This is a genomic window from Pseudomonas sp. (genome assembly GCF_035512415.1).
GTDB lineage: Bacteria > Pseudomonadota > Gammaproteobacteria > Pseudomonadales > Pseudomonadaceae > Aquipseudomonas.
The window spans coordinates 263,960-285,709 of the sequence record NZ_DATKDZ010000009.1 but is presented as its reverse complement, the minus strand read 5'-3'; the positions used below and the strand labels follow the sequence as shown (position 1 = coordinate 285,709).

The 21,750-nt window shown below is 64.4% G+C and carries 19 protein-coding genes; 8 read left to right on the top strand and 11 right to left on the bottom strand.

Going from position 1 to position 21,750, the window contains the following annotated elements:
• Position 1 precedes the first annotated feature (1 nt).
• Together VMP31_RS04820 and VMP31_RS04815 are read right to left on the bottom strand one after the other, a co-directional pair.
• Entirely contained in the window at positions 2-1,084 is a 1,083-nt protein-coding gene (locus tag VMP31_RS04820; RefSeq protein WP_325504623.1) for an efflux RND transporter periplasmic adaptor subunit, read from the bottom strand.
• Positions 1,085-1,090: 6 nt separating this feature from the next.
• Positions 1,091-1,747 (bottom strand): helix-turn-helix domain-containing protein, encoded by a 657-nt coding sequence (locus tag VMP31_RS04815; protein WP_325504621.1) that lies wholly within the window; start codon positions 1,745-1,747, stop codon positions 1,091-1,093.
• A 241-nt stretch (positions 1,748-1,988) separates the two neighbouring features.
• Between VMP31_RS04815 and VMP31_RS04810 the strand changes: the two genes are divergently transcribed.
• From VMP31_RS04810 to VMP31_RS04795, 4 genes are all read left to right on the top strand, one after another.
• Positions 1,989-2,318 (top strand): hypothetical protein, encoded by a 330-nt coding sequence (locus tag VMP31_RS04810; RefSeq protein WP_325504619.1) that lies wholly within the window; start codon positions 1,989-1,991, stop codon positions 2,316-2,318.
• Between the two features lie 92 nt (positions 2,319-2,410).
• On the top strand, positions 2,411-3,661 hold the full coding sequence (locus VMP31_RS04805; protein ID WP_325504617.1) for a TolC family protein: 1,251 nt from the start codon (positions 2,411-2,413) through the stop codon (positions 3,659-3,661).
• Complete coding sequence (locus VMP31_RS04800; protein ID WP_325504615.1) at positions 3,658-5,190, top strand: efflux RND transporter periplasmic adaptor subunit; 1,533 nt, start codon at positions 3,658-3,660, stop codon at positions 5,188-5,190. The genes VMP31_RS04805 and VMP31_RS04800 overlap by 4 nt, the downstream gene beginning before the upstream one ends.
• On the top strand, positions 5,187-8,327 hold the full coding sequence (locus tag VMP31_RS04795; protein WP_325504613.1) for an efflux RND transporter permease subunit: 3,141 nt from the start codon (positions 5,187-5,189) through the stop codon (positions 8,325-8,327). The genes VMP31_RS04800 and VMP31_RS04795 overlap by 4 nt, the downstream gene beginning before the upstream one ends.
• A gap of 404 nt (positions 8,328-8,731) precedes the next feature.
• Here VMP31_RS04795 and VMP31_RS04790 read toward each other — a convergent pair whose 3' ends face one another.
• From VMP31_RS04790 to metR, 7 genes are all read right to left on the bottom strand, one after another.
• On the bottom strand, positions 8,732-9,097 hold the full coding sequence (locus tag VMP31_RS04790; RefSeq protein ID WP_325504611.1) for a cation transporter: 366 nt from the start codon (positions 9,095-9,097) through the stop codon (positions 8,732-8,734).
• A 205-nt stretch (positions 9,098-9,302) separates the two neighbouring features.
• Positions 9,303-9,746 (bottom strand): hypothetical protein, encoded by a 444-nt coding sequence (locus tag VMP31_RS04785; RefSeq protein WP_325504609.1) that lies wholly within the window; start codon positions 9,744-9,746, stop codon positions 9,303-9,305.
• Positions 9,747-9,766: 20 nt separating this feature from the next.
• Complete coding sequence (locus tag VMP31_RS04780) at positions 9,767-12,049, bottom strand: heavy metal translocating P-type ATPase (RefSeq protein WP_325504608.1); 2,283 nt, start codon at positions 12,047-12,049, stop codon at positions 9,767-9,769.
• On the bottom strand, positions 12,046-12,720 hold the full coding sequence (locus VMP31_RS04775) for an isoprenylcysteine carboxylmethyltransferase family protein (RefSeq protein WP_325504606.1): 675 nt from the start codon (positions 12,718-12,720) through the stop codon (positions 12,046-12,048). The genes VMP31_RS04780 and VMP31_RS04775 overlap by 4 nt, the downstream gene beginning before the upstream one ends.
• Before the next feature lie 17 nt (positions 12,721-12,737).
• A complete protein-coding gene (locus tag VMP31_RS04770) occupies positions 12,738-12,974 on the bottom strand; it encodes a DUF2933 domain-containing protein (protein ID WP_325504604.1) in 237 nt (78 codons plus the stop codon).
• 92 nt (positions 12,975-13,066) lie between these two features.
• Complete coding sequence (locus VMP31_RS04765) at positions 13,067-13,453, bottom strand: hypothetical protein (protein WP_325504602.1); 387 nt, start codon at positions 13,451-13,453, stop codon at positions 13,067-13,069.
• 216 nt (positions 13,454-13,669) lie between these two features.
• Complete coding sequence (gene metR / locus VMP31_RS04760; RefSeq protein ID WP_325504601.1) at positions 13,670-14,587, bottom strand: transcriptional regulator MetR; 918 nt, start codon at positions 14,585-14,587, stop codon at positions 13,670-13,672.
• A gap of 210 nt (positions 14,588-14,797) precedes the next feature.
• Here metR and metE point away from each other — a divergent pair, with 210 nt between their 5' ends.
• Together metE and VMP31_RS04750 are read left to right on the top strand one after the other, a co-directional pair.
• Positions 14,798-17,104, top strand: coding sequence for a 5-methyltetrahydropteroyltriglutamate--homocysteine S-methyltransferase (gene metE / locus VMP31_RS04755; RefSeq protein WP_325504598.1), 2,307 nt, complete (start codon positions 14,798-14,800; stop codon positions 17,102-17,104).
• Between the two features lie 204 nt (positions 17,105-17,308).
• Positions 17,309-18,298: an alpha/beta hydrolase gene (locus VMP31_RS04750; protein WP_325504596.1), complete on the top strand. Its 990-nt coding sequence runs from the start codon at positions 17,309-17,311 to the stop codon at positions 18,296-18,298.
• A gap of 16 nt (positions 18,299-18,314) precedes the next feature.
• Here the strand turns inward: VMP31_RS04750 and VMP31_RS04745 are convergent, their stop codons facing one another.
• Positions 18,315-19,313, bottom strand: coding sequence for a GlxA family transcriptional regulator (locus tag VMP31_RS04745; protein ID WP_325504594.1), 999 nt, complete (start codon positions 19,311-19,313; stop codon positions 18,315-18,317).
• 137 nt (positions 19,314-19,450) lie between these two features.
• Here VMP31_RS04745 and VMP31_RS04740 point away from each other — a divergent pair, with 137 nt between their 5' ends.
• The gene (locus VMP31_RS04740) at positions 19,451-20,278 is read left to right on the top strand and encodes an alpha/beta hydrolase family protein (protein WP_325504592.1); all 828 of its coding nucleotides are present in this window, start codon (positions 19,451-19,453) and stop codon (positions 20,276-20,278) included.
• 40 nt (positions 20,279-20,318) lie between these two features.
• The gene (locus tag VMP31_RS04735) at positions 20,319-21,113 is read left to right on the top strand and encodes a thioesterase family protein (protein WP_325504590.1); all 795 of its coding nucleotides are present in this window, start codon (positions 20,319-20,321) and stop codon (positions 21,111-21,113) included.
• Positions 21,114-21,167: 54 nt separating this feature from the next.
• Here VMP31_RS04735 and VMP31_RS04730 read toward each other — a convergent pair whose 3' ends face one another.
• On the bottom strand, positions 21,168-21,674 hold the full coding sequence (locus VMP31_RS04730) for a DUF1993 domain-containing protein (protein WP_325504588.1): 507 nt from the start codon (positions 21,672-21,674) through the stop codon (positions 21,168-21,170).
• Between the last annotated feature and the right edge of the window lie 76 nt (positions 21,675-21,750).

The following is a 21,750-nucleotide window of genomic DNA, read 5'->3' as shown; positions in this document are numbered from 1 at the left end:
CTCAGCTTCCCCCTTTGGCGAGCTGGCTGATCACCTGCTGGCCCGGCTCGACAAAGCCCTGGCCGAGAGTGATCAGCGCCACCTTCGACGGCAGGCCGCTGACCCAGGCCCCCTGATTGTCGACGCTAATCAGCGTCACCGGGGTGAACTCGACCTGTTGCTGCTCATTGACCCACTTGACCCCGTGCCGGCCGGCCTGATCCAGGCTCAGCAGGGCAGGCGACACACGATGGGCCAGGGCTTCGCCTGTGGCGATATGCAGGGTAGCGCTGGCTCCGGCCAGGCGCAGGGCCTGCGGATTGTCAACCTTGACCTCGATGCGGAAGCTGCGCGAGCCGGGGTCGGCGGCGGCGGCGATAAAGTGCAGCTGGCCGTCCATCTCACGGCCGTCGAGCAACTCGATACGCACCGTCTGGCCCAGCTTGAGCTGGATTACCTCCTGCTGGGCGATCTGCGCCGTGACCTTGAGCTGGCTGATGTCCACCAGGGTCAGCAGGCTCTGACCGGGCTGGACGAAGTCGCCGAGCTCGACCAGGCGCTGGTCGTAAACCCCGGCGAAGGGGGCGCTGATTCTGGTGTTGTCCAGCTGGATACGGGCCATGTCCAGTTCGGCGCGGGCCTTGGCCAGCTCGCTCTGCAGGCGGATCAGTTCGTTGGCGGAAACCAGGTTGCGTTCGCGCAGGCGCGCGGCACCCGTGGCATCGGCCTGGCGCTGCCGCACATCGGCTTCACCCCTGGCCACCTGGGCCGGGCGGTTGTCCGTGGACAGGCTCAGCAGCAATTGACCGGCCTTGACCGGGCTGCCCTTGTCCTGATCCAGGCGCGCCACGCTGGCGCTGATCTGCGAGCGCAGTTCGACCCGCCGCCAGGCCTCGATCTGCCCCTGCACCACATGCTGGCGCTGCATCGGTTGCGCTTCCAGCCACTGCACCTCGACTTTCGCCAGGCCCTGCTCCACGGCAGGCTGATCGGCGCTGGCGACCTGCTGGGCCTTGAACAGCGAGCCGCTGAGCAACCACAGCAGTAACAGCAGACTGATGGCGACGGCGATCAACCAGGGGCGTTTGGACAACTGACTGAACATGGGCGCTTACTCGTGACGGCGTGGTGGGGCAAGAAGATCGGCGGCCTGGGTACGCAGGCCGGCAATAATGAAATCGGTAACGCGGGCGAAGTATTCATTCAGGGCGATGGGTTCGGCCCAGTGGGCGAAACCGCCGGAGGCGATGCGCGCCATCACCCCGTTGACGCAGGCCTCCACGCCCCACAACAGGTTCTGGCAGTCGCCCTGAGCGAGGGCGTGGGTGCCCAGAGCCCCGTTGAGCATCTCGGCGAAGAAGCGCTGGTAGTCGCGTTCCAGCTCGAGGAACTGCTGGCGCGAGGCTGGATCCAGGCGCTCCTGGAACTCCGGGCGGTCGCAGTGCTGGCACAGCTGGGCCTGGGTCGGATTACTCAGCATCTGCTCGAAGGCGCGCAGGATCACCTGGCGCATGGCCTGCTGCGGCGCGCTGGTGGCGTGCAGGGCGCGTAGTTCGGCCAGGTCGGTACGGGAGCGATCCATCGTCAGACGTGCATAGAGCGCCTCCTTGCTGGGGAAGTGCTTGTACACCGTGCCCTTGCCAATGGCGGCGGCAACCGCCACCTCGGCGATGGTCACCCGGTCCCAGGGCTGCGTGCTGAACAGCTGGCGCGCGGCATCGAGAATGGCGTTTTCCCGTTGTTCGAAGAGTTGATCCTGATAGCGCATGGTGACCCGATAGCAGAGTTGTGACCGACGGTCATGCTATGACTGTTGGTCACGGCGAACAAGCGAGGAGTTGTAACAGGGCATGCGCCGGGCCATCTGCTGTGCTGGGTTTGCCGGGCGAGCGGGGTGAATACTCCGACGGCCGCCGCGAGCAGTTGTTGCCCTGAAGCCGTTTCGCCACGACCTGGTCCTTGACCCTGGTCAATTGCTCCTGACCCTGCGCGGGGCTAGACTGCCCGGCATGAACGCCTTCCCTCGCTTGTGTCTGGTATTGCTCCTGGCCCTGGTTCTGCCCTTGCAGAGCCTGGCGGGCGCGCTGCTGGTCGCCGAACCCTGCCCGATGAGCCAGGACGCGCCGCAGCTGAGCGATTGCTGCGACGAGGCGGCGATGCAACTTAGCGGGCAGTTGTGCCCGGATATGAGCAAATGCCCCAGCGCCGGTCTGCCCTTGGTTGATGGCTATCGATTGAAACTCAAGCTGTTGCCGGTCGCCGTCAGCGCCTCCTTGTATAGCCAAACCGAACCCCTGTCCCGACCCGCGCTTGCCCCCTGGCGCCCACCCCGCGCCTGATTCCTGTCCCGTTGCGAATCCCATCGTGTAGCCCTGGTGGCTCGATGGTCGTTGCGCGCCCATAGCGCGCGATATCGACAGGAATCACCCGTATGTCCCGTTTGTTTTCCTTCCCCGGCCGTTTGGCGGCCGGCGCGCTGGCTGCTGCTTTGTTCAGCCTGCCGGCCGCGGCGCTGACCCTCGATCAGGCGTTGGATCTGGCCGAGCGCGAGGCACCTTCGCTGGCGGCTCAGGCGGCCAATGTGCAGGCCGCGCGTCATGCCGCGGTACCGGCGGGCGAGTTGCCCGACCCGAAGCTGACCCTAGGCCTGCAGAACCTGCCGATTGAGGGCGACAACCGTGGTCGTCTCGACCGCGAGCCGATGACCATGCAGATGATCGGGCTGATGCAGGAGGTGCCCAGTCGCGCCAAACGCCGCGCTCGGGTCGAGGCTGCCGAGGCCGGCGTGCTCAGCGCCGCCGCCCGGGAGCGGGTCGAGCGCCTGCGGGTACGCCGGCAAACCGCGCTGGCGTGGATTGCGGCGCGCGCCGTCGAGCAGAAGCTGACCCTATTCAAAGACCTCTATGCCGAGAACGATCTACTGGCCAAGGCGGTGCGCGCCAGCATCGCCGGTGGCCGTGGCCAGGCCGCCGACAGCGTCGCACCGAAGCAGGAGGCGGCGTTGCTCGCCGAGGCCGAGGATCAGCTGCTGCAAAGCCGCGCGCAACAGCGTGCGGCCCTGCGCCGTTGGATCGGCCCGCGTGCCGCCGAAACTCTGTCCGGGCGCTTGCCGAACTGGCCGGTGGATGCCGAGCACTATCAGCACAACTTGCAACGCCATCCCGAACTGGCGCTGTTCGATCCCATGACCGAGGCGGCGCAAGCCGAGGTGCGCCAGGCCGTGGCGGACAAACAATCTGACTGGAGCTGGCAGCTGGCTTACCAGAAGCGCGACCCGGCTTTCGGTGACATGGTTTCGCTGCAATTGAGCTTCGACCTGCCGCTGTTTCCGGGCTCGCGGCAGAACCCCAGAATCGCCGCCAAGCAGGCCACGCTCAGCCAGTTGCACGCCGAACGCGAAGCGGCCGAGCGCGAGCATGCGCAGCAATTGGCCGACGACCTGGCCGAGTACCAGCGTTTCGAACGCGCGCTGCGCCGCAGCCAGGATCTGCTGCTGCCGCTGGCCGAGGAAAAGGTCGCGCTGACCCTGGCCGGCTATCGCGCTGGCGGCGGCGAACTGGCCAGCGTGGTCGCCGCCCGACGCGAGCGGGTCGAGGCGCGCCTGAAACACATCGACTTCGAACAAGCGCGTGCGCTGAGCAGCGCCCGCCTGCATTTCGCTTATGAAGGGGTGAGCCAATGAGTGCTCGACTAATAAAAGGCGCGCTGCTGGCGACGCTGGTATTGGCTATAGGCGCGGCCGGCGGTTACTGGTTCGCCCAGCAATCGATAAGCGTTGAACCCGAGGCCGCTCACGGGCAAACCCAGGTCAGTACGGCCGAGGAGCGCCAGGTGCTGTATTGGTACGACCCCATGGTGCCGCAGCAACAATTCGACCAGCCGGGCAAGTCGCCCTTTATGGATATGCAGCTGGTGCCGCGCTATGCCGACGAAGGCGGCGACAGCGCTGCCGTCAGCATCGATGCGAGCGTTACCCAGAACCTCGGCATGCGTCTGGCTTCGGTGACCCGCGGGGCATTGGCCAACAGCCTGGAAGCGGTCGGCAACCTGACTTTCAATACTCGCGATATCGCCGTGGTGCAGGCGCGTACCGGCGGTTTCGTCGAGCGGGTTTATGCCCGCGCCCCCGAGGATTTGCTCGAAGCCGGCGCGCCCCTGGCGGACTTGCTGGTGCCGGCGTGGGTCAGTGCCCAGGAAGAGTATCTGGCCCTGCGCGATGCCGGCGACCCCGCGCTACTGGCGGCGGCGCGCCAACGCTTGCGTCTGGCTGGCATGCCGGCGGCGCTGATTGCCCGGTTCGAGCGCAGCGGCAAGGTGCAGGCGCTGTGGACGGTGACCAGCCCGATTGCCGGGGTGCTGCAACAACTCAATGTGCGCGAGGGCATGAACCTGATGGCGGGCGAGACCCTGGCGACCATCAATGGTTTGCGCAGCGTCTGGCTCGATGTGGCAGTGCCCGAGGCCGAAGCCCTGGGCCTGCATCAAGGCCAGGTGGTCGAGGCGCGGTTGCCGGCGTTTCCCGGCGAAGTGCTCAACGGCAGCATCGAGGCGATTCTGCCCCAGGCCAACCTCGACAGCCGCACCCTGCGTGTGCGGGTCGTGCTGGATAACCCCGATGGCCGCCTGCGCCCGGGCCTGACCGCCCAGGTACGCCTGGTTCGCCCGGCCGAACGCGATGCGTTGTTCGTACCGAGCGAGGCGGTGATCCGCAGCGGCCGCCGCGCCCTGGTGATGCTCGCCGAAGGCGAAGGGCGCTACCGCCCGGTGGAAGTCCGCCTGGGCCAGGAGGCCGCGGGTAATACCCAGATACTCGAAGGGCTGGAGGAGGGCCAGCAGGTGGTCGCCTCCGGGCAGTTCCTCCTCGATTCCGAGGCCAGCCTGCGCGGCATCATGGCCCAGGAACTGGGCGCGCCGGCGGCGGAGGTCAAGCTCGAGCCGGCCCTGCATGAAGCGGAAGGGCAGATCGACGCCATCGAAGAGGATGGGGTGATGCTCACCCATGGCCCGTTCAAGACCCTGGGCATGCCGGGCATGAGCATGCTGTTTCCGGTCGCGGATGCGGCGCTGCTGGAAGGCTTCAAACCCGGCGACCGGGTGCGGGTCGGGGTGCGCGCCGATGACGAGGGTATGCGCATCGAGAGCATTGAGCGTCTGGCACCCGTGCCCCAGGCAACCAGCGGCCATGACGGCCATCGGGAGGCGCAGCCATGATCGCCGCGCTGATCCGCTGGTCGGTGGCCAACCGTTTCCTGGTGCTGCTGGCGACCCTGTTCGCCACCGCCTGGGGCATCTGGTCGCTGCAGAACACGCCGATCGATGCGCTGCCGGATTTGTCCGACGTGCAGGTGATCATCCGTACGCCCTATCCGGGTCAGGCGCCGCAGATCGTCGAGAATCAGGTGACCTACCCGCTGGCCACCACCATGCTCTCGGTGCCGGGAGCGAAGACCGTGCGTGGCTATTCATTCTTTGGCGACAGCTTCGTCTATGTGCTGTTCGAGGACGACACCGACCTCTACTGGGCGCGTTCGCGGGTGCTGGAATACCTCAGCCAGATCCAGAGTCGTTTGCCGGCCAGTGCCAAACCGTCGCTGGGGCCGGACGCTACCGGGGTCGGCTGGATCTACCAGTACGCCCTGGTCGACCGCAGCGGCAATCATGACCTGGCGCAGTTGCGCGCGCTGCAGGACTGGTTCCTCAAGTTCGAGTTGAAGACCCTGGCCAACGTCGCCGAAGTGGCGACCATCGGCGGCATGGTCAAGCAGTACCAGGTGCAACTCGATCCGATCAAGCTGGCCAGCCTGGGCATCACCCAGGCCGAGGTGACGGACGCCATCGGCCGCGCCAATCAGGAAACCGGCGGCGCGGTGCTGGAACTGGCGGAAACCGAATTTATGGTGCGCGCTTCGGGCTATCTGCAAAGCCTTAACGACTTTCGCGCCATCCCCCTGCGCCTGGGTGCCGGCGGCGTGCCGGTGACGCTCGGCGAGGTGGCGCATATCCAGCTCGGACCGGAGATGCGCCGCGGCATCGCCGAGCTGGATGGCGAGGGCGAGGTGGTCGGCGGCGTGGTGATCCTGCGCAGCGGCAAGAACGCGCGCAGCACCATCGAAGCGGTCAAGGCCAAGCTCGAGACGCTGAAAAGCAGCCTGCCGGAAGGGGTGGAGATCGTCACCACCTACGACCGCAGCCGGTTGATCGACCGCGCGGTGCGCAACCTGGGCGAGAAGCTGGTGGAGGAATTTATCGTCGTGGCGCTGGTCTGCGCGGCTTTTCTCTGGCACCTGCGTTCCTCCCTGGTGGCCATCGTGTCCTTGCCGGTCGGGGTGCTGATCGCCTTTATCGTCATGCAACAGCAGGGCATCAACGCCAACATCATGTCCCTGGGCGGCATCGCCATCGCCATCGGCGCCATGGTCGACGCCGCGGTGGTGATGATCGAAAACGCGCACAAGAAGATCGAGGCCTGGCACCAGAAGCATCCCGGCGAGGAACTCAAGGGCGAAAGCCATTGGCGGGTGATTACCGATGCAGCGGTGGAAGTCGGCCCGGCGCTGTTCTTCTGCCTGCTGATCATCACCCTGTCGTTTATTCCGGTGTTCACCCTGCAGGCCCAGGAGGGCCGGCTGTTCGGTCCGCTGGCCTTCACCAAGACCTACGCCATGGCCGCCGCCGCGGGGCTGTCAGTGACCCTGGTGCCGGTGCTGATGGGCTACTGGATTCGCGGGCGGATTCCCTCCGAGGCGCGTAATCCGCTGAACCGCGGGTTGATCCGCCTCTACCAACCGGCGCTGGAGGCGGTATTGGCTTGGCCCAGGGCCACCTTGTTGGTCGCGTTGCTGGTGTTTCTCAGCACCCTGTGGCCGCTGTCGCAATTGGGCGGCGAGTTCCTGCCGCCGCTGGACGAGGGCGATCTGCTTTATATGCCATCGGCCCTGCCCGGACTGTCGGCGCAGAAGGCCGCGCAGCTGCTGCAACAGACCGACCGGATGATCAAGACGGTGCCGGAAGTCGCCCATGTGTTCGGCAAGGCCGGCCGCGCCGAAACCGCCACCGACCCGGCGCCGCTGGAGATGTTCGAGACCACCATCCAGTTCAAGCCGCGCGAGCAGTGGCGCGCTGGCATGACCGCGGACAAGCTGGTGGAGGAACTGGATCGGGTGGTGCAGGTGCCGGGGCTGACCAATATCTGGATTCCGCCGATCCGCAACCGTATCGACATGCTCGCCACCGGGATCAAGAGCCCGATCGGAGTCAAGGTCGCCGGCAGCGATCTGGCGCAGATCGATGCGGCCACCCAGGCCATCGAGAAGGTCGCCAAAGGCGTGCCAGGGGTGAGTTCGGCGTTGGCCGAGCGCTTGACCGGCGGGCGCTATATCGATGTCGATATCGACCGGGCGGCGGCCGCGCGTTACGGCCTGAATATCGCCGACGTGCAGTCGATCGTCTCCAGCGCCATCGGCGGCGAGAATGTCGGCGAGACCATTGAAGGCCTGGCGCGTTTCCCCATCAGCGTGCGTTACCCGCGCGAATGGCGCGACTCGCTGGGCGGGCTCGAACAGTTGCCGATCTACACCCCCCAGGGCAGCCAGATCACCCTGGGCACGGTGGCGAAAATCAAGGTCAGCGACGGCCCGCCGATGCTCAAGAGCGAGAACGCGCGGCCCTCGGGCTGGGTCTATGTGGATGTGCGCGGCCGCGACCTGGCCTCGGTGGTGGCCGACCTGCGCGCCTCCATCGACGAGCAGGTCACCCTGCAACCGGGTATCAGCCTGAGCTATTCGGGGCAGTTCGAGTTTCTCGAACGGGCCAACGCGCGGCTCAAGCTGGTGGTGCCGGCCACGTTGCTGATCATCTTCGTGCTGCTCTACCTGTGCTTTGGCCGCTTCAGCGAGGCGCTGCTGATCATGGCCACGCTGCCGTTCGCCCTGACCGGCGGGATCTGGTTTCTCTACCTGCTCGGCTTTCACATGTCGGTGGCCACTGGCGTCGGCTTTATCGCCCTGGCTGGGGTGGCGGCGGAATTCGGCGTGATCATGCTGCTCTACCTGAAGAACGCCTGGGCCGAACGCGAGGAAGCTGGCGATAGCAGCGAACAGGCGCTGGTCGAGGCGATTCGCGAAGGCGCGGTGCAACGGGTGCGACCCAAGGCCATGACAGTGGCGGTGATCATCGCCGGCCTGTTGCCGATCCTGCTCGGCGGCGGCACCGGCAGCGAAGTAATGAGCCGCATCGCCGCGCCCATGGTCGGCGGCATGCTCAGCGCGCCGCTGCTGTCGCTGTTCGTATTGCCGGCGGCCTATCGCTTGATGCGTAGGCGCAAGCTCGGGCAAGCGCGCGAGCTGTAGCTCGGATGCAATCCGGGGAAATGGTATGTCCACCCCCGGGTTGCACCCGCCCTACGAAGTTGGAAAACGCGAAAGCGCGGCAAACCGCGAGAGCGGCCTCGGATTGCGCTGGAGCTTATCCGGGGTACGGTAGCGCTTGTGTAGGGTGAACATGCCGAAGGCTTGTCCACCGCTGGCTGCCCAATGGCGGACAAGCTTTCGGCATGTCCTCCCTACGACGTCGTAGATATTGCGCAGGAACATAGGGTCCACGAAACCGCGTGTTTTGTAGGAGCGGCCTTGGCCGCGATGAGCGATTACGCCCAGGTCAGCGCACAGCGCCGTAGGTAGGTGCTGAGCCTGCGAAGCCCAACGAGTTCGGCGCGGACTTTCCGCGCAGGGCAGGGCATGGCAAGGGCCACGAATTATCGATTGTGCCCGGAGCCTGGTGGCGACTTATGGCAGCTCCATGGTTCTCGAGAGGCATTGTCTTTCAGGTTCTGATCGACAAAACGGTAGTGACCTTCCTTGAAGTGCGTCCACCAGTCATGACTGACCTCGATGGCGTACGTTGTTAGGACGTCCTCAATGCAGTCCAGGCAGATTCGGGTCGCATCATAGGCCATGTCGAGGCGTCCTTTACTGTCATCGAAGGAGACGCTGGCGAGGCCATATAGCTTGTCGATCTCGGCGATTGCCGCATCCAGTTTTTCCCGCTCCGTGGGTTCAAGCTTCAAGTGACGGGTTACCAAATTGGCGCTGGAGACGCCCAGCCGGTTTGCTTCTTTCATGGCGGCTTTCCTTCTGTTGGCACAACGGGAAAACAATGGGAAGCAGTCGACTAGCAGGTAGTTTTTCAACTGCCAGCTAGGCTTCTTGGCCGGTCAACAGACCCGCCAGGTTGGACGGCGACCCTGCCCGTTGCTTGGTTACGGGGCCGCCCGGTCAACTCCTCCAATAGCGGGTGGATACCTTCCGCAGATTACGCAGCCCGGCTCACTGACCGTTCGGCATGGCCTGGCTGTCCATCATCTGTTCCATCATTTGCATCATGTCCTGCATGTTTTCGCCCATGGCCTTTATGCACTGCTGCTGGGTGGCGTCGTCCTTGGCCATGGGGCACTGACTGTCCTGCATGCGCTGACGCATCATGCCCATTTTGTCCTGCATGGCCGTGCGATGCTCGGCGCGGAATTTCTGGCGCTCCTCGGGCGTCTTGGCACCATGCATTTTCTGCATCATCTCGTGCATCTTGGTCATGTCCATGTCACCCATCATGCCCATGCCTTTACCAGCGGCGGCGGGGGTGGCCTGTTCGGTTGGCGCGGCTGTGGCTGCGCCTTCTTCGGGGTGGTGGGCGTCCTCGGCGAACGCCGGGGCGCTCAGTAGTGCGCCGGTCAGGGCGAGGGCGCTCAGGGTTTTGTAGGTGAATGTGCTCATGGTGTTTCTCCGGCAGGGGTTCAATGGGTTTTGCGGATAGCGCTCAAGGGGGCTCTCTTGAGCAGTAGGGAATTGGCGATCACCGACAGCGAACTGGCGGTCATGGCGATCACGCCGATCATTGGATGCAGCAAGCCGACGGCGGCGATGGGGATGGCGGCGACGTTGTAGGCCGAGGCCCAGATCAGGTTCTCGACGATCTTGCGGAAGGTCAGGCGTGACAGCTGCGCCGCTTCCACCAGGCCGCCCAGGCGTCCACCGATAAGGATCACGTCGGCGGCCTCCATAGCCACGTCGGCACCGCTGCCGATGGCGATGCCGATGTTGGCCTGTTTCAGCGCCGGGGCGTCGTTGATGCCGTCGCCGACCATGGCCACCCATTGGCCGTATTCGGCCTGCAATTGGCGAATCACCTCGACCTTGCCGCTGGGCAGGACACCCGCGTGCACGCTGTCGATGCCCACTTGCGCGGCGATATGGGCGGCGGCGCGCGGGTTGTCGCCGGTCAGCATCACGGTATGGATGCCCAGGGCGCGCAGTTCGGTAATGGCTGCCTGGGCGTCCTCCTTGAGGCTGTCGGCCACCGCCACCACGCCGAGCAGTTGCTGCTCGCGGGCGACATAGAGGGCGGTCTTGCCCTGGTTCTCCAGGGTTTCCAGCTGGCTGGCCAGGGCGGCGGTGTCCACCTGGCATTCCTGCATCCAGCGCGCATTGCCGACGCGGATCAACTGGCCGTCCACCTGGCCCTGCACGCCCAGGCCGTTGAGCGCCTGGAATTCGCTAAGGCTCCCCAGTTCCAGGCCGAGTTCCTTGATGCGTTCGACCATGGCCTGGGCAATCGGGTGCTCGGAGCCGTATTCCACGCTGCTGGCCAGGCGCAGCAACTCCTGCTCGTCGATACCGGCGCTGGGCAGGCAATCGGTGACCACAGGTTTGCCCAGGGTCAGGGTGCCGGTCTTGTCCAGCACCATCACCTTGATGTCCTTGAACATCTGGATGGCCGTGCCGGAGCGATAGAGAATGCCGCGTTCGGCGCCACGGCCGGCACCTACCATCAGTGCGGTCGGGGTGGCCAGACCGAGGGCGCAGGGACAGGCGATCACCAGTACCGCGACCGCCGACAGCAGTCCCACCAGGGGCGACGACAGCTCCGGGTTGACCCAAGGCAACCAGGTTGCGCCCCACAGCAGAATGCCGCGCAGCGACTCGCCCCAGAGTAGCCAGACCGCCAGGCTGGCCAGGCTGACCAGCAGCACCACGGGGACGAAACGCCCGGTCATGCGGTCGGCAAACTCCTGGATTGGCACTTTGGAGCTTTGCGCGTGTTCGACCAGGTCGATTACCTGGGCGAGGAATGTGTCCTGGCCGACCTTGGTGGCGCGCACGGTGAGCAGGCCTTCCTTGTTCAGGGTCGCGCCTATCACCGCATCGCCCGGGCCTTTCTCCTTCGGCAGCGATTCGCCGGTGGCCAGGGACTCGTCGATATGGCTGTTACCCTCGACCACCTCGCCGTCGCTGGGCACCTTCTCGCCGGGGCGCACCAGCATCAGGTCACCGACCGTCACGGCCTCGATCGGCACCTGCACTTCCTTGCCGTCGCGCAGCAGCACCGCGCTCTTGGCGCCCAGTTCCAGCATCTTGCGAATCGCCTGGGAGGCGCGGCCCTTGGCGCGGGCCTCCAGGTAGCGGCCGATCAGGTGGAAGGTGGTGATGGTGGCGGCCATCTCGACGAAGGAGGTCATGGGGTAGAAGAACCCCACCAGGCCGATAAAGTAGGGCGGCAGGCTGCCCAGGCTGATCAGTACATCCATATTGGCGGTGCGATTGCGCAGCGCCTTCCAGGCCGATACATGGGTGCTGGCTCCGGCGATAAACACCGGGATGGCGGCGAGCACCACCACGATGGCCAGGTAGCCGGGCACCGCTACGCCGGCCATGGGCAAGGCCATCAGCAGCATGATCAGGGTCGTGGGTACGCCGGCTATCCACATGCGTCGCCAGGCGTCGCGCAGGTACTGCTCTTCCTCTTCGGCCCCTGTGGGTTCGCCTGCGGTACTGGCCAGCACCGCCTTGGCCACCTGATAGCCGGCTTGTTCCACGGCCTGCTTGAGGGCGGCCAGGCTGGTCTGCTCACCATCGAATTCGATGCGCACCTTGTGGCTGGCAATGCTGGTGCTCAGCTCGGCGATGCCGGGCAGGCGCTTGAGCGACTGGCTGACCAGGCCGGCGCAGTGGTCGCTGCCCATGCCGGGGACTATCAATATCGCAGTCTGGTGACTGCCGATCGGCTCGATCGCATTCATGGCTTGGGCTCCTGTTGAACAGTGGTATCGGCGGCAGCGCCGAACAGCCGTGGGATAAAGGCCGGCACCCGTGCCCGGTAGCGCTGCCAGTGCTCGCCGAAGTGGCTGGCGGCCCAGCGATCCTCTTGGCGCGCCAGGTGTGCGTACATCAGTACCAGCACCGGGAACATCAACAGGGTCAGCAACGTCGGCCACTGCAGCAGGAAGCCCAGCATGATCAGGCTGAAGGCCACATATTGTGGATGGCGGATGCGCGCGTAAGGGCCGCTATCGGCCAGGGTGCCGGCCTGCTGGGCGCGGTAAAGCACGCGCCAGGCGGTGGCCAGCAGCCAGAAACCGGCGAAGATCAGCAGGTTGCTGAGGATATGAAGCACGCCGAAATGCGGATCGCCCTCGCTGCCCAGCAGGCTGTTCCACAGATGGCCGGCATCGTGGGACAGCGGATCCAGTTGCGGATAGCTGCTTTGCAACCAGCCGGCCAGCAGGTAGAGCGTCAGTGGAATGCCGTACATCTCAACGAACAGGGCGACGATAAAGGCCGCGAAGGTGCCGAAGGTGCGCCAATCCCGCGGGCTGTTGGGCTTGAAGAAGCTAAAGGCGAACAGGATAAACACCAGTGAATTGATGATCACCAGGCCCCAGAGGCCGTAGGCCGAGGTTGTATGTTCCATATGCTGTTGCCTCCTGATCAGTGGTGGTCGTGCGGGCCTTCTTTATCCCGGCCATGATCCCGGCCATGGCCGTGATGCATAAACAGATGCATCAGCGGGCAGAGCAGCAGGATCAGATAGGGCAGGGCACCGAGCAGATGGGCCTCGTGCTCTTCCCAGAGGAGGAACAGGGCGACGGCGGCGAAAACCACCAGTGCAGGCCAGTAGCGCCAGGGGTTGTTGGCGGCATGGGCGCGATGCGAGTCATGGGGCATGTTGGCACTCTCCAAAAAACCGAGGGGCGCAGCGCTATGCACGGCGTGGGCCGGCGCAGCGCGGCTGCGGGTTTTAGCGGGGGAGAGTGGCGCTATTCGTTATAGCGATGCAGCTGCTTGCGAATGGGCGCGGGTAGGCCGGGGCTGAATAAGGGTATGAGCAGTAAGCGGCCGCTGCGCCGCTGCAGGTCGTTGAGCAAGCCAAGGTTACCAGCCAGGGCGAACAGGGCGGTCAAGGCCAGCAGCGTGAGCAGTTGCTGGTTGAACGGCGCGTTCTGCAAGGCGCTGCAGCTATCGGCTGTACCTGTGTCATGGCTGGCATGCTCATGGCCGCTGTATATGGCGATCTCGGCGGCGTCGTGGGCGTGGGCGCTGGTGATCTGAATATGGGCGAAGGCGCAGGCGATAAGCAGCACACACCAGAGCGCCAGCAGATTTCTGCTGAATGCTCTATGGCGGCTGTGCATCGCCTGGATCATGGGGTTCGGTTTCCGCGTCTATGGGGTGTCGTCGTTTTGATTAAAGCGCAGCAGCGCTCAGGTGCAATTGATCCAGATCATGGCTGTAGCGAGCATATTTACCCTGGGCGCGCCGGCATTCGGGCCGTGGGGGTTGCCTGCCGTAGGGTGCGCCATGCGCACCGGGGTAACCGCGATCTTTGCTCGGGACATAGGCCAAAATGCACGGCGGCGCATCTAGCGCGCCACGCTGACCCCTTCCAGATTGGCGAAGGAGGTGTCCTTGGCGGTGAGCAGAAAGTCGCGCATAAAGGGCGCATCGAGCATATCGGTGCGGATGCCTGCATACAGGGTGGCGAACAGGCCCTTGTCGCCCAGGCGCTTGGCCGTGACGTAGCCGCGCGAGCTGTATTCGTGCAGCGCCCAGTTGGGCAGGCCGCAGACGCCGCGGCCGCTGGCTACCAGCTGCATCATCATCACCGTCAGTTCCGAGGTGCGCACCTGGGCTGGCTCCACGTCCGCCGGTTCGAGGAAGCGGGTGAAGATATCCAGGCGGTCGCGCTCCACCGGGTAGGTGATCAGCGTCTCGCTGGCCAGGTCTTCGGGCTGGATAAAGGGCTTGGCGGCCAGCGGATGCTGGTTGGCCACCGCGAGCATGGCCTCGTAGGTGAACAGCGGTACATAGGTGATGCCGGCCAGCTCCAGCGGATCTGAGGTCACCACCAGGTCCAGATCCCCCCTGGCCAGGGCCGGCAGCGGGGCGAAGGAGAAGCCCGAGGCCAGGTCCAGCTCCACCTCCGGCCAAGCGTCGCGGAACTGGTCGATGGTCGGCATCAGCCACTGGAAGCAGCTGTGGCACTCGATGGCCATATGCAGGCGGCCGGCAGTGCCACCGGCCAGGCGCGCCAGATCGCGCTCGGCCCCGCGTAGCAGCGGCAATACCGCATCGCTCAGTTGCAGCAGACGCAGGCCGGCGCTGGTAAAGCGCACCGGCTTGGTCTTGCGCACAAACAGCTGCATGCCTAAGCGCTCCTCCAGTTCCTTGAACTGGTGCGACAGCGCTGACTGGGTCAGGTGCAGACGCTCGGCGGCGTCCACCAGGCTTTCGCTTTCGCGCAGGGCGTGGAGGGTTTTCAGGTGGCGTAGTTCGAGCATGGCGGGCCTCGGCGAGGAAGAGGGGCGTAGGGTGGATGACGCTTCACCCATCCACCACAGGGGCGACGTGATTCCGAACGGTGGATGAAGAAAGCGTCATCCACCCTACATGAGTAAAACTATAGATCAAGACGAATATGTTGAGTTTGTCTCACTATGCGGGTTTGTTGAGAATGTCCCCTATCTTGTTGATCTATGGAGCGTTACGACATGGCCCTGGCCCATTCCCTTGGTTTTCCCCGTATTGGCGGCGACCGCGAATTGAAAAAAGCCCTGGAGGCCCACTGGAAGGGCGAACTGGACGAAACCGGCCTGCAGGCGGTCGGCCGCGAGTTGCGCGCCACTCACTGGCAGCTGCAGAAGGACGCCGGTATCGAATTGCTGCCGGTCGGTGATTTCGCCTGGTACGACCAGGTGCTGAGCCATTCGCTGACCTTCGGCGTGATCCCCGAGCGCTTCCGCCCGGCAGACGGCAAACCGACCCTGGATACCCTGTTTGGCATGGCGCGCGGTGCCGTTGGAAACAAGAGCAGCCAGAACGCCTGTTGCGGTGGTGCCCACGCCCAAGAGATGACCAAGTGGTTTGATACCAACTACCACTACCTGGTGCCGGAATTCACCGCCGATCAGCAGTTCCAGCTGAATTGGGAGCAATTGTTTGACGAGGTAGAGGAAGCCCAGGCCCTCGGCCACAAGGTCAAACCGGTGCTGATCGGCCCACTGACCTATCTGTGGCTGGGCAAGGCCAAGGGCAGCGATTTTGACCGGCTTGAACTGCTGGAGCGGCTGCTGCCGGTCTACGGCGAAATCCTCCAGCGCCTGGCCGCTCAGGGCGTGGAGTGGGTGCAGATCGATGAGCCGATTCTGGTGCTGGATTTGCCGCAAGACTGGAAAAATGCCTTCGAGCGCGCCTACAACCTGCTCCAGCGTGAGCCGGGCAAGAAGCTGATCGCCACCTATTTCGCCGGCCTTGAAGACAACCTCGGTCTGGCCGCCAGCCTGCCGGTGGATGGCCTGCATATCGACCTGGTGCGCGCCCCGGAGCAGTTCCCGAGCATTCTCGATCGTTTACCGGCCTACAAGGTGCTGTCGCTGGGCGTGGTTAACGGCCGCAACATCTGGCGCACCGATCTGCACCAGGCCCTGGATATCCTGCAACAAGCCCAGGAACGGCTGGGCGAACGTTTGTGGGTGGCACCGAGCTGCTCGCTGCTGCACAGCCCGGTGGATCTGAACCGTGAAGACAAGCTGGATAGCGAGCTGAAAAGCTGGCTGGCCTTCGCCGTGCAGAAGTGCGAGGAAGTCGCGTTGCTGACGACGGCCCTGAATGACCCGCACAACGTCCAGGTGCAGACCGCGCTGGCGGAAAGCCGCGCCGTGCAGGCCAGTCGCGCGCAATCGCCACGCATCCACAAACCGGCCGTGCAGGCGCGTCTGGCGGCCATTAGCGCCGCCGACAGCCAGCGCCAGTCGCCGTTTGCCACGCGCATCGAACAGCAACGTTCACGCCTGCAGTTGCCGGCGTTCCCGACCACCACCATCGGCTCGTTCCCGCAGACCGCCTCGATCCGGCTGGCGCGCCAGTCGTTCAAGGCCGGCAAACTGTCGCTGGGTGACTACACCGAGGCCATGCACAGCGAGATTCGCCACGCCGTCGAGGTGCAGGAAAACCTCGGCCTGGATGTGCTGGTGCACGGTGAGGCCGAGCGCAATGACATGGTCGAGTACTTCGCCGAGCAACTGGACGGCTACTCCTTTACCCGATTCGGCTGGGTGCAGAGCTATGGCTCGCGCTGTGTCAAACCGGCGCTGATCTATGGCGATCTGAGCCGGCCCAAGGCCATGACGGTGGAGTGGATCAAGTACGCCCAGAGTCTCACTCGCAAGGTGATGAAGGGCATGCTCACGGGCCCGGTGACCATGCTGATGTGGTCCTTCCCGCGCGAGGATGTCAGCCGCGAGGTGCAGGCGCGCCAACTGGCCCTGGCCATCCGCGATGAGGTGATGGACCTGGAGGCGGTCGGGATCAAGATTGTGCAGATCGACGAGGCGGCGTTCCGCGAGGGCCTGCCGCTGCGCCGCGCGCAATGGCAGGGTTATCTGGATTGGGCCACCGAGTCCTTCCGCCTGTGCGCCTCGGGTGTGCGCGACGAAACCCAGATCCACACCCATATGTGCTACAGCGAATTCAACGACGTGATCGAGTCCATCGCCGCCATGGACGCCGATGTGATCACCATCGAAACCTCGCGTTCGGATATGGAGCTGCTGCAGGCGTTCGAGGCGTTCGATTACCCCAACGATATCGGTCCGGGGGTCTACGACATCCACTCGCCACGGGTGCCGGACAGCGCCGAGATGGCGGGGCTGCTGCGCAAGGCGGCCCGGCGCATTCCCGCCGAACGTCTGTGGGTCAACCCCGACTGCGGCCTGAAAACCCGCGCCTGGCCCGAGACCGAAGCGGCGCTGGTCAATATGGTCGCCGCCGCCCGCCAGCTGCGCACCGAGCTGGCCTGATCGACGCTCTGTCGCGGCTAAAACCCCTCCCACGGTCCTGATCGGCTCTGGGCGGGGCTTCGGCCGCCGTTTTAAGTGGACCTCTTGTGGCTCAAGGGAGACCGCTCGTCCCTATTCATCAAACTGTCACGCTTGTGTGGCAGCGCGCTCGAGCGAATGTCAGCAAACTCGCGTCTCAATGGGGTTCTGCGTTCTGGTGTTTGCATGCGTGTTCTTATTTTCCTGGCTGCACTGCTGTGCGGCCTGCCTTCCTTTGCGGCTAATCGTTGCGATCTTCAGCAGCCAACCCAGCATGTTGCGCTGGGTGAGGTGAGCCTGGCCTACCAGGCCATCGGCCGCGAACGTGACCCGGCGCTGCTGCTGGTTATGGGCCTGGGCGGCCAGCTGATCCACTGGCCGGATGAGGTGGTGGCGCGTCTGTGCCAGCAAGGCTTCCGGGTGATCCGCTTCGATAACCGCGATGTCGGCCTGAGCAGCTGGAGCCAGGCGGCACCCTCGATCAACCTGACCTATGAAGCGCTGCGTTATCGCCTCGGGCTGTCGGTTGCCGCTCCTTACAGCCTGCGCGATATGGCCGGTGATGCCCTGGGGCTGATGGATGGCCTGGGCATCCGGCGTTTCCATGTGCTGGGCGCGAGCATGGGCGGAATGATTGCCCAGCACCTGGCCGACATGGCCCCGGAGCGGGTGCAGAGTCTGACCCTGATCATGACCAGTTCCGGTGCCCAGGGCCTGCCGGCTCCCAGCGCGTCCCTGCTGACACTGCTGGCCAAACGCGAGGCATCCAATCGCGCGCTTGCCCTGGAACAGCAGGCAGACCTGCTGGCAGCCCTGGGCAGCCCGGCGGTAAGCGACGACCGCGAACTGCTGCTGGAACAGGCGCAGATCGCCTACGACCGGGCCTTCAACCCGGAGGGCGTGCAGCGGCAATTGCTGGCGATTCTGGCCGAGGCGAGCCGGGTCGAACTGCTCAATGGCCTGAGCGTACCGACCCTGGTGGTGCACGGCACCGCCGACCCGCTGCTGCCAGTGATGCACGGCGTGCATGTGGCGGCGCATATCAAGGGCAGCGAGCTGAAGCTGATCCCGGGCCTGGCCCACCGGTTTCAGGAGGCGTTCAAGGAACCTCTGCTGGCGGCGGTACTGCCGCACCTGCGGGCTCATCGGGGTGAACTTGGCTGGGCACGGTTGTAACGGCTGGAAGGTTGGGTCACTGGCGTTGGCTGGCGAAGCGTTTGCGATAAGCACTCGGGGCTAAGCCGACTCTTTGCTTGAACAGGCGGCGGAAGGAGTTGCCGTCCTCGTAACCCACCTGCAGGGTGATCTGGTCGAAGGCGGCCTGGCTGCTTTCCAGCAACAGCTTGGCTTTTTCGATGCGCAGCTCCTGCAGGTATTGCATGGGTGTCTGCTCGGTGGCGTCCTTGAAGCGGCGGATCAGATTGCGCAGGCTCAGGCCAAAGCCTTCGGCCACCTGCTCCAGCAGGATAGGGCTGCTCAGGTGGCTTTCCAGCCAGATCTGAATCCTGAGAATCTCGGCGTCGGTATGGTTCTTCTTGAAGGTGGTGCTGGCGTAGGGCGTCTGGCTACGGGCGACCGCATCCACCAGCAGTTTCTTGGCGCATTCGGCGGCCAGTTGCGGTGAGGCGAACTTGCGGATCAGGTGCAGCAACAGGTCGCTGCTGCTGGTGGATCCGCCCGAGCACAGCAGTTGGCCGTCATCGGTCACGGTGCGTTCGGGGTGCAGCCTGACATGGGGAAAGCGCCTGGCGAACTGTTCGCTAAAGGCCCAGTGGGTGGTGGCACTGCGACCGTCGAGCAGGCCGGCCTGGGCCGTGACAAAGGCCCCGGTGCACAGGCTGGCGATATAGCTGCCCTGCTGATGCTGCTGGCGCAACCAGTCGATCATGCCGCTCAACTGGGGCAGCACGCCGAGGATATTGAACATAAAGCCCGGCACGACAATCAGCTCGCTCTGGGGCAGCTCCGCGACGGCCATATCCGGGGTCAGGCGTAGGCCGCCGGTACAGGCTACGGGCTGGCCGTCCATCGATGCCGTGTGCAGACGAAATAGCGGCGCATTGCTGGCCTGCTGGCGGGCCTGCTTATCCAGCGCGTAATGCTGCAGCACATTGGCCGTCTCGAAAAACTCCAGGGCCGCCGCCACGCTGGTGGATGAGCACTGGTTGGCCATAAGCAGAGTGACATTCATTTCAACAGTTCCAGGTGTTTTTCACGGCGCGAAAACTCGCATGTTATTTGTCATTTATCGCCATGGTGGCCGCCCGTGCGGCTGGGTAGCCTGGGTTGACCCGGCACGATAGCAAATAATTCAAGGGAGTTACCCGCATGAAGCACGCGGCATACCGGTTGTTCAAGAAACCTTTCTTCGGCCGTTTTGTGCGTCCCTGGCGCTGGCCGGCAGAGGCCGAGCCGAGTCAATGGCGAACCTTGCGTATTTGCAGTGAATCCGGCGCGAGCCTTGCCGCATTGCTGGCACCGGCCCATGGTGGGCAGGCCAAGGGCGCGGTGCTGATGTGCCATCCCATGGGGGTGGTGGCCAAGGGGTTTTGGATCAAGTACGGCCATGCCGAGCTGCTGCGTCAGGCCGGCTATCACGTGATGCTGTTTGACCTGAACGGCTTCGGCGAAAGCAGCTCCAGCACCATGGATTTTCATCTGGATGTGCTCGCCGCCGGGCAGGCCCTGCAGGCCGAATATCCGCAGCTGCCGGTGGCCGTGCTGGGGGCGTCCATGGGCGCGGCCATGAGCCTGTGCGCCATGACCGATGCGGCCCATCCGTTCAAGGCGGCGGTGCTGGAGGCTGCTTTTCCGACGTTGCTGCACTTCTGGTCGCGCTACCCCATTCCCCGCCTGGGCATCCAGCTGTCCAAACTGGTCTACCCCGCCGGCGAGCGGCGCTTGCGCCCCCTGCATGCCGCCGAACATCTGCGCGGTAGCCCGGCGCTGCTGCTGATCTATGGCGAGGCCGATGTCTTTACCCCGGTACGTGACGGCCAGATGCTCTGGCAGGCCCTGCGCCAGCGGACCTCGACCCACTTCTGGCAGGTGCCGCAGGCGCAGCACACCCAGGCCTACGCTGCCGAGCCCGAGGCCTATGCGCAACGGGTGATCGGCTTTCTCGATGAGCAGTTGGGCGGCCAGCAGCTTGCCTGAGGCAGGGCTGCAACTTGAACAATGGAGAGGAGGTGTTGTTATGGATTTCAACGATGTGATGGTGGCGGTACGCGATAGCGCCGAGCAGCGCCTGGATATTCCGGAAAAATGGGGGCAGGGGCGAGCCACCTTTGGTGGTCTGGTGGCTGCCGTGATGTTGCAGCGGGTAGAGGTTGAGCTCGGCACCCAGCGGCCACTGCGTTCGCTGTCGCTTTCCTTCGTCGCTCCGGTGGCACCTGGGGCGCTGGAGGTGCAGGTGCGGCTATTACGCGAGGGCAAGGCGGCGATCCAGGTGCAGGCCACGGCGATTCAGCAGGAGCAGGTGTGCGCCGTGATGCTGACCAGCTTCGGCAGTGATCGTGAATCCGCGGTGCAGGTGGACCACGCGCTAGCGCCGGCCTTTATCGGGCCGGATGAGGTGCAGGCTTTCCCGTTTATTCCCGGTCTGACGCCGGATTTCACCCAGTATTTCGATTATCGCTATACCTTGGGCAAGATGCCCTTTATGGGGGCGCAGCAGCACGACATGGGCGGCTGGATCCGTCTGCGTGAGGCCTCGCCTGCAAGGGTTTGCCCGGCCACGCTGCTGGCCCTGATGGACGCCTGGCCACCGGCGGTGTTTAGCCTGTTGAAGAAACCCGCCAGTGGCAGTTCATTGACCTGGACCCTGAGTGTTGTGCAGGTACCGCAGGACTGCAGTGGCAATGACTGGTGGCAATACCGCGCGGCGATCCAAAGCTCGGCCAATGGTTACAGCCATATCGACGCGACCCTGTGGGACAGGCACGGCCGGGCCTGTGTGATCAGTCGGCAGACGGTCAGTGTATTTGCCTAAAAGCCTGTCGGACTTCTACTACGGAACAGCTCGACAGGCTCCTAGCAGGCGGACTTAACGGGTGCCGAGGAAATCACGCTTACCAATGGCCACGCCGTTATGGCGCAGGATGGCGTAGGCGGTGGTGAGGTGGAAGTAGAAGTTCGGCAGCACGTGGTCGAGCAGGAAGGCCTGGCCCTGGAAGTGGGTTTCCTTGTCGCGGCGCTTGAGGGTGATGGTGCGGGCTTCGCTGCCGTCGATCTGCGCAGTATTCAGGCTGGTGAGAAAGCTCAGGGTCTTGGCGATACGCGCTTGCAGTTCGGCGAAGCTGGTTTCGTCGTCGGCGTGGCTCGGTGCTTCCACTTCGGCCAGCAGCGCCGCGCCGGCTTTGGCACCGTCACAGGCGATCTGCACCTGGCGGCTTAGCGGGAACATATCGGGTGCCAGGCGGGCGTTGAGAAATACGCTCTGCTCGATCTTCTTCTCTTCGGCATGGGCCGCGGCGATGCCGAGGATGGTCGAGAGGTTGTTGAGCTGGCGGGTAAACACCGGGATGGACGCTTGGTACATGGACAGGGACATAAAAATCTCCAGGTGCGCCGGAACGGATTGCCCAGCGCGATTACGTAGTAGGGAAGTGCACCGCCGCAGTCGGCGA

What these genes read in the sequence shown, in the direction of transcription:
- VMP31_RS04820 (WP_325504623.1), bottom strand. Translation starts at nt 1,084, where the DNA reads ATGTTCAGTCAGTTGTCCAAACGCCCCTGGTTGATCGCCGTCGCCATC.
- VMP31_RS04815 (WP_325504621.1), bottom strand. Translation starts at nt 1,747, where the DNA reads ATGCGCTATCAGGATCAACTCTTCGAACAACGGGAAAACGCCATTCTC.
- VMP31_RS04810 (WP_325504619.1), top strand. Translation starts at nt 1,989, where the DNA reads ATGAACGCCTTCCCTCGCTTGTGTCTGGTATTGCTCCTGGCCCTGGTT.
- VMP31_RS04805 (WP_325504617.1), top strand. Translation starts at nt 2,411, where the DNA reads ATGTCCCGTTTGTTTTCCTTCCCCGGCCGTTTGGCGGCCGGCGCGCTG.
- VMP31_RS04800 (WP_325504615.1), top strand. Translation starts at nt 3,658, where the DNA reads ATGAGTGCTCGACTAATAAAAGGCGCGCTGCTGGCGACGCTGGTATTG.
- VMP31_RS04795 (WP_325504613.1), top strand. Translation starts at nt 5,187, where the DNA reads ATGATCGCCGCGCTGATCCGCTGGTCGGTGGCCAACCGTTTCCTGGTG.
- VMP31_RS04790 (WP_325504611.1), bottom strand. Translation starts at nt 9,097, where the DNA reads ATGAAAGAAGCAAACCGGCTGGGCGTCTCCAGCGCCAATTTGGTAACC.
- VMP31_RS04785 (WP_325504609.1), bottom strand. Translation starts at nt 9,746, where the DNA reads ATGAGCACATTCACCTACAAAACCCTGAGCGCCCTCGCCCTGACCGGC.
- VMP31_RS04780 (WP_325504608.1), bottom strand. Translation starts at nt 12,049, where the DNA reads ATGAATGCGATCGAGCCGATCGGCAGTCACCAGACTGCGATATTGATA.
- VMP31_RS04775 (WP_325504606.1), bottom strand. Translation starts at nt 12,720, where the DNA reads ATGGAACATACAACCTCGGCCTACGGCCTCTGGGGCCTGGTGATCATC.
- VMP31_RS04770 (WP_325504604.1), bottom strand. Translation starts at nt 12,974, where the DNA reads ATGCCCCATGACTCGCATCGCGCCCATGCCGCCAACAACCCCTGGCGC.
- VMP31_RS04765 (WP_325504602.1), bottom strand. Translation starts at nt 13,453, where the DNA reads ATGATCCAGGCGATGCACAGCCGCCATAGAGCATTCAGCAGAAATCTG.
- metR (WP_325504601.1), bottom strand. Translation starts at nt 14,587, where the DNA reads ATGCTCGAACTACGCCACCTGAAAACCCTCCACGCCCTGCGCGAAAGC.
- metE (WP_325504598.1), top strand. Translation starts at nt 14,798, where the DNA reads ATGGCCCTGGCCCATTCCCTTGGTTTTCCCCGTATTGGCGGCGACCGC.
- VMP31_RS04750 (WP_325504596.1), top strand. Translation starts at nt 17,309, where the DNA reads ATGCGTGTTCTTATTTTCCTGGCTGCACTGCTGTGCGGCCTGCCTTCC.
- VMP31_RS04745 (WP_325504594.1), bottom strand. Translation starts at nt 19,313, where the DNA reads ATGAATGTCACTCTGCTTATGGCCAACCAGTGCTCATCCACCAGCGTG.
- VMP31_RS04740 (WP_325504592.1), top strand. Translation starts at nt 19,451, where the DNA reads ATGAAGCACGCGGCATACCGGTTGTTCAAGAAACCTTTCTTCGGCCGT.
- VMP31_RS04735 (WP_325504590.1), top strand. Translation starts at nt 20,319, where the DNA reads ATGGATTTCAACGATGTGATGGTGGCGGTACGCGATAGCGCCGAGCAG.
- VMP31_RS04730 (WP_325504588.1), bottom strand. Translation starts at nt 21,674, where the DNA reads ATGTCCCTGTCCATGTACCAAGCGTCCATCCCGGTGTTTACCCGCCAG.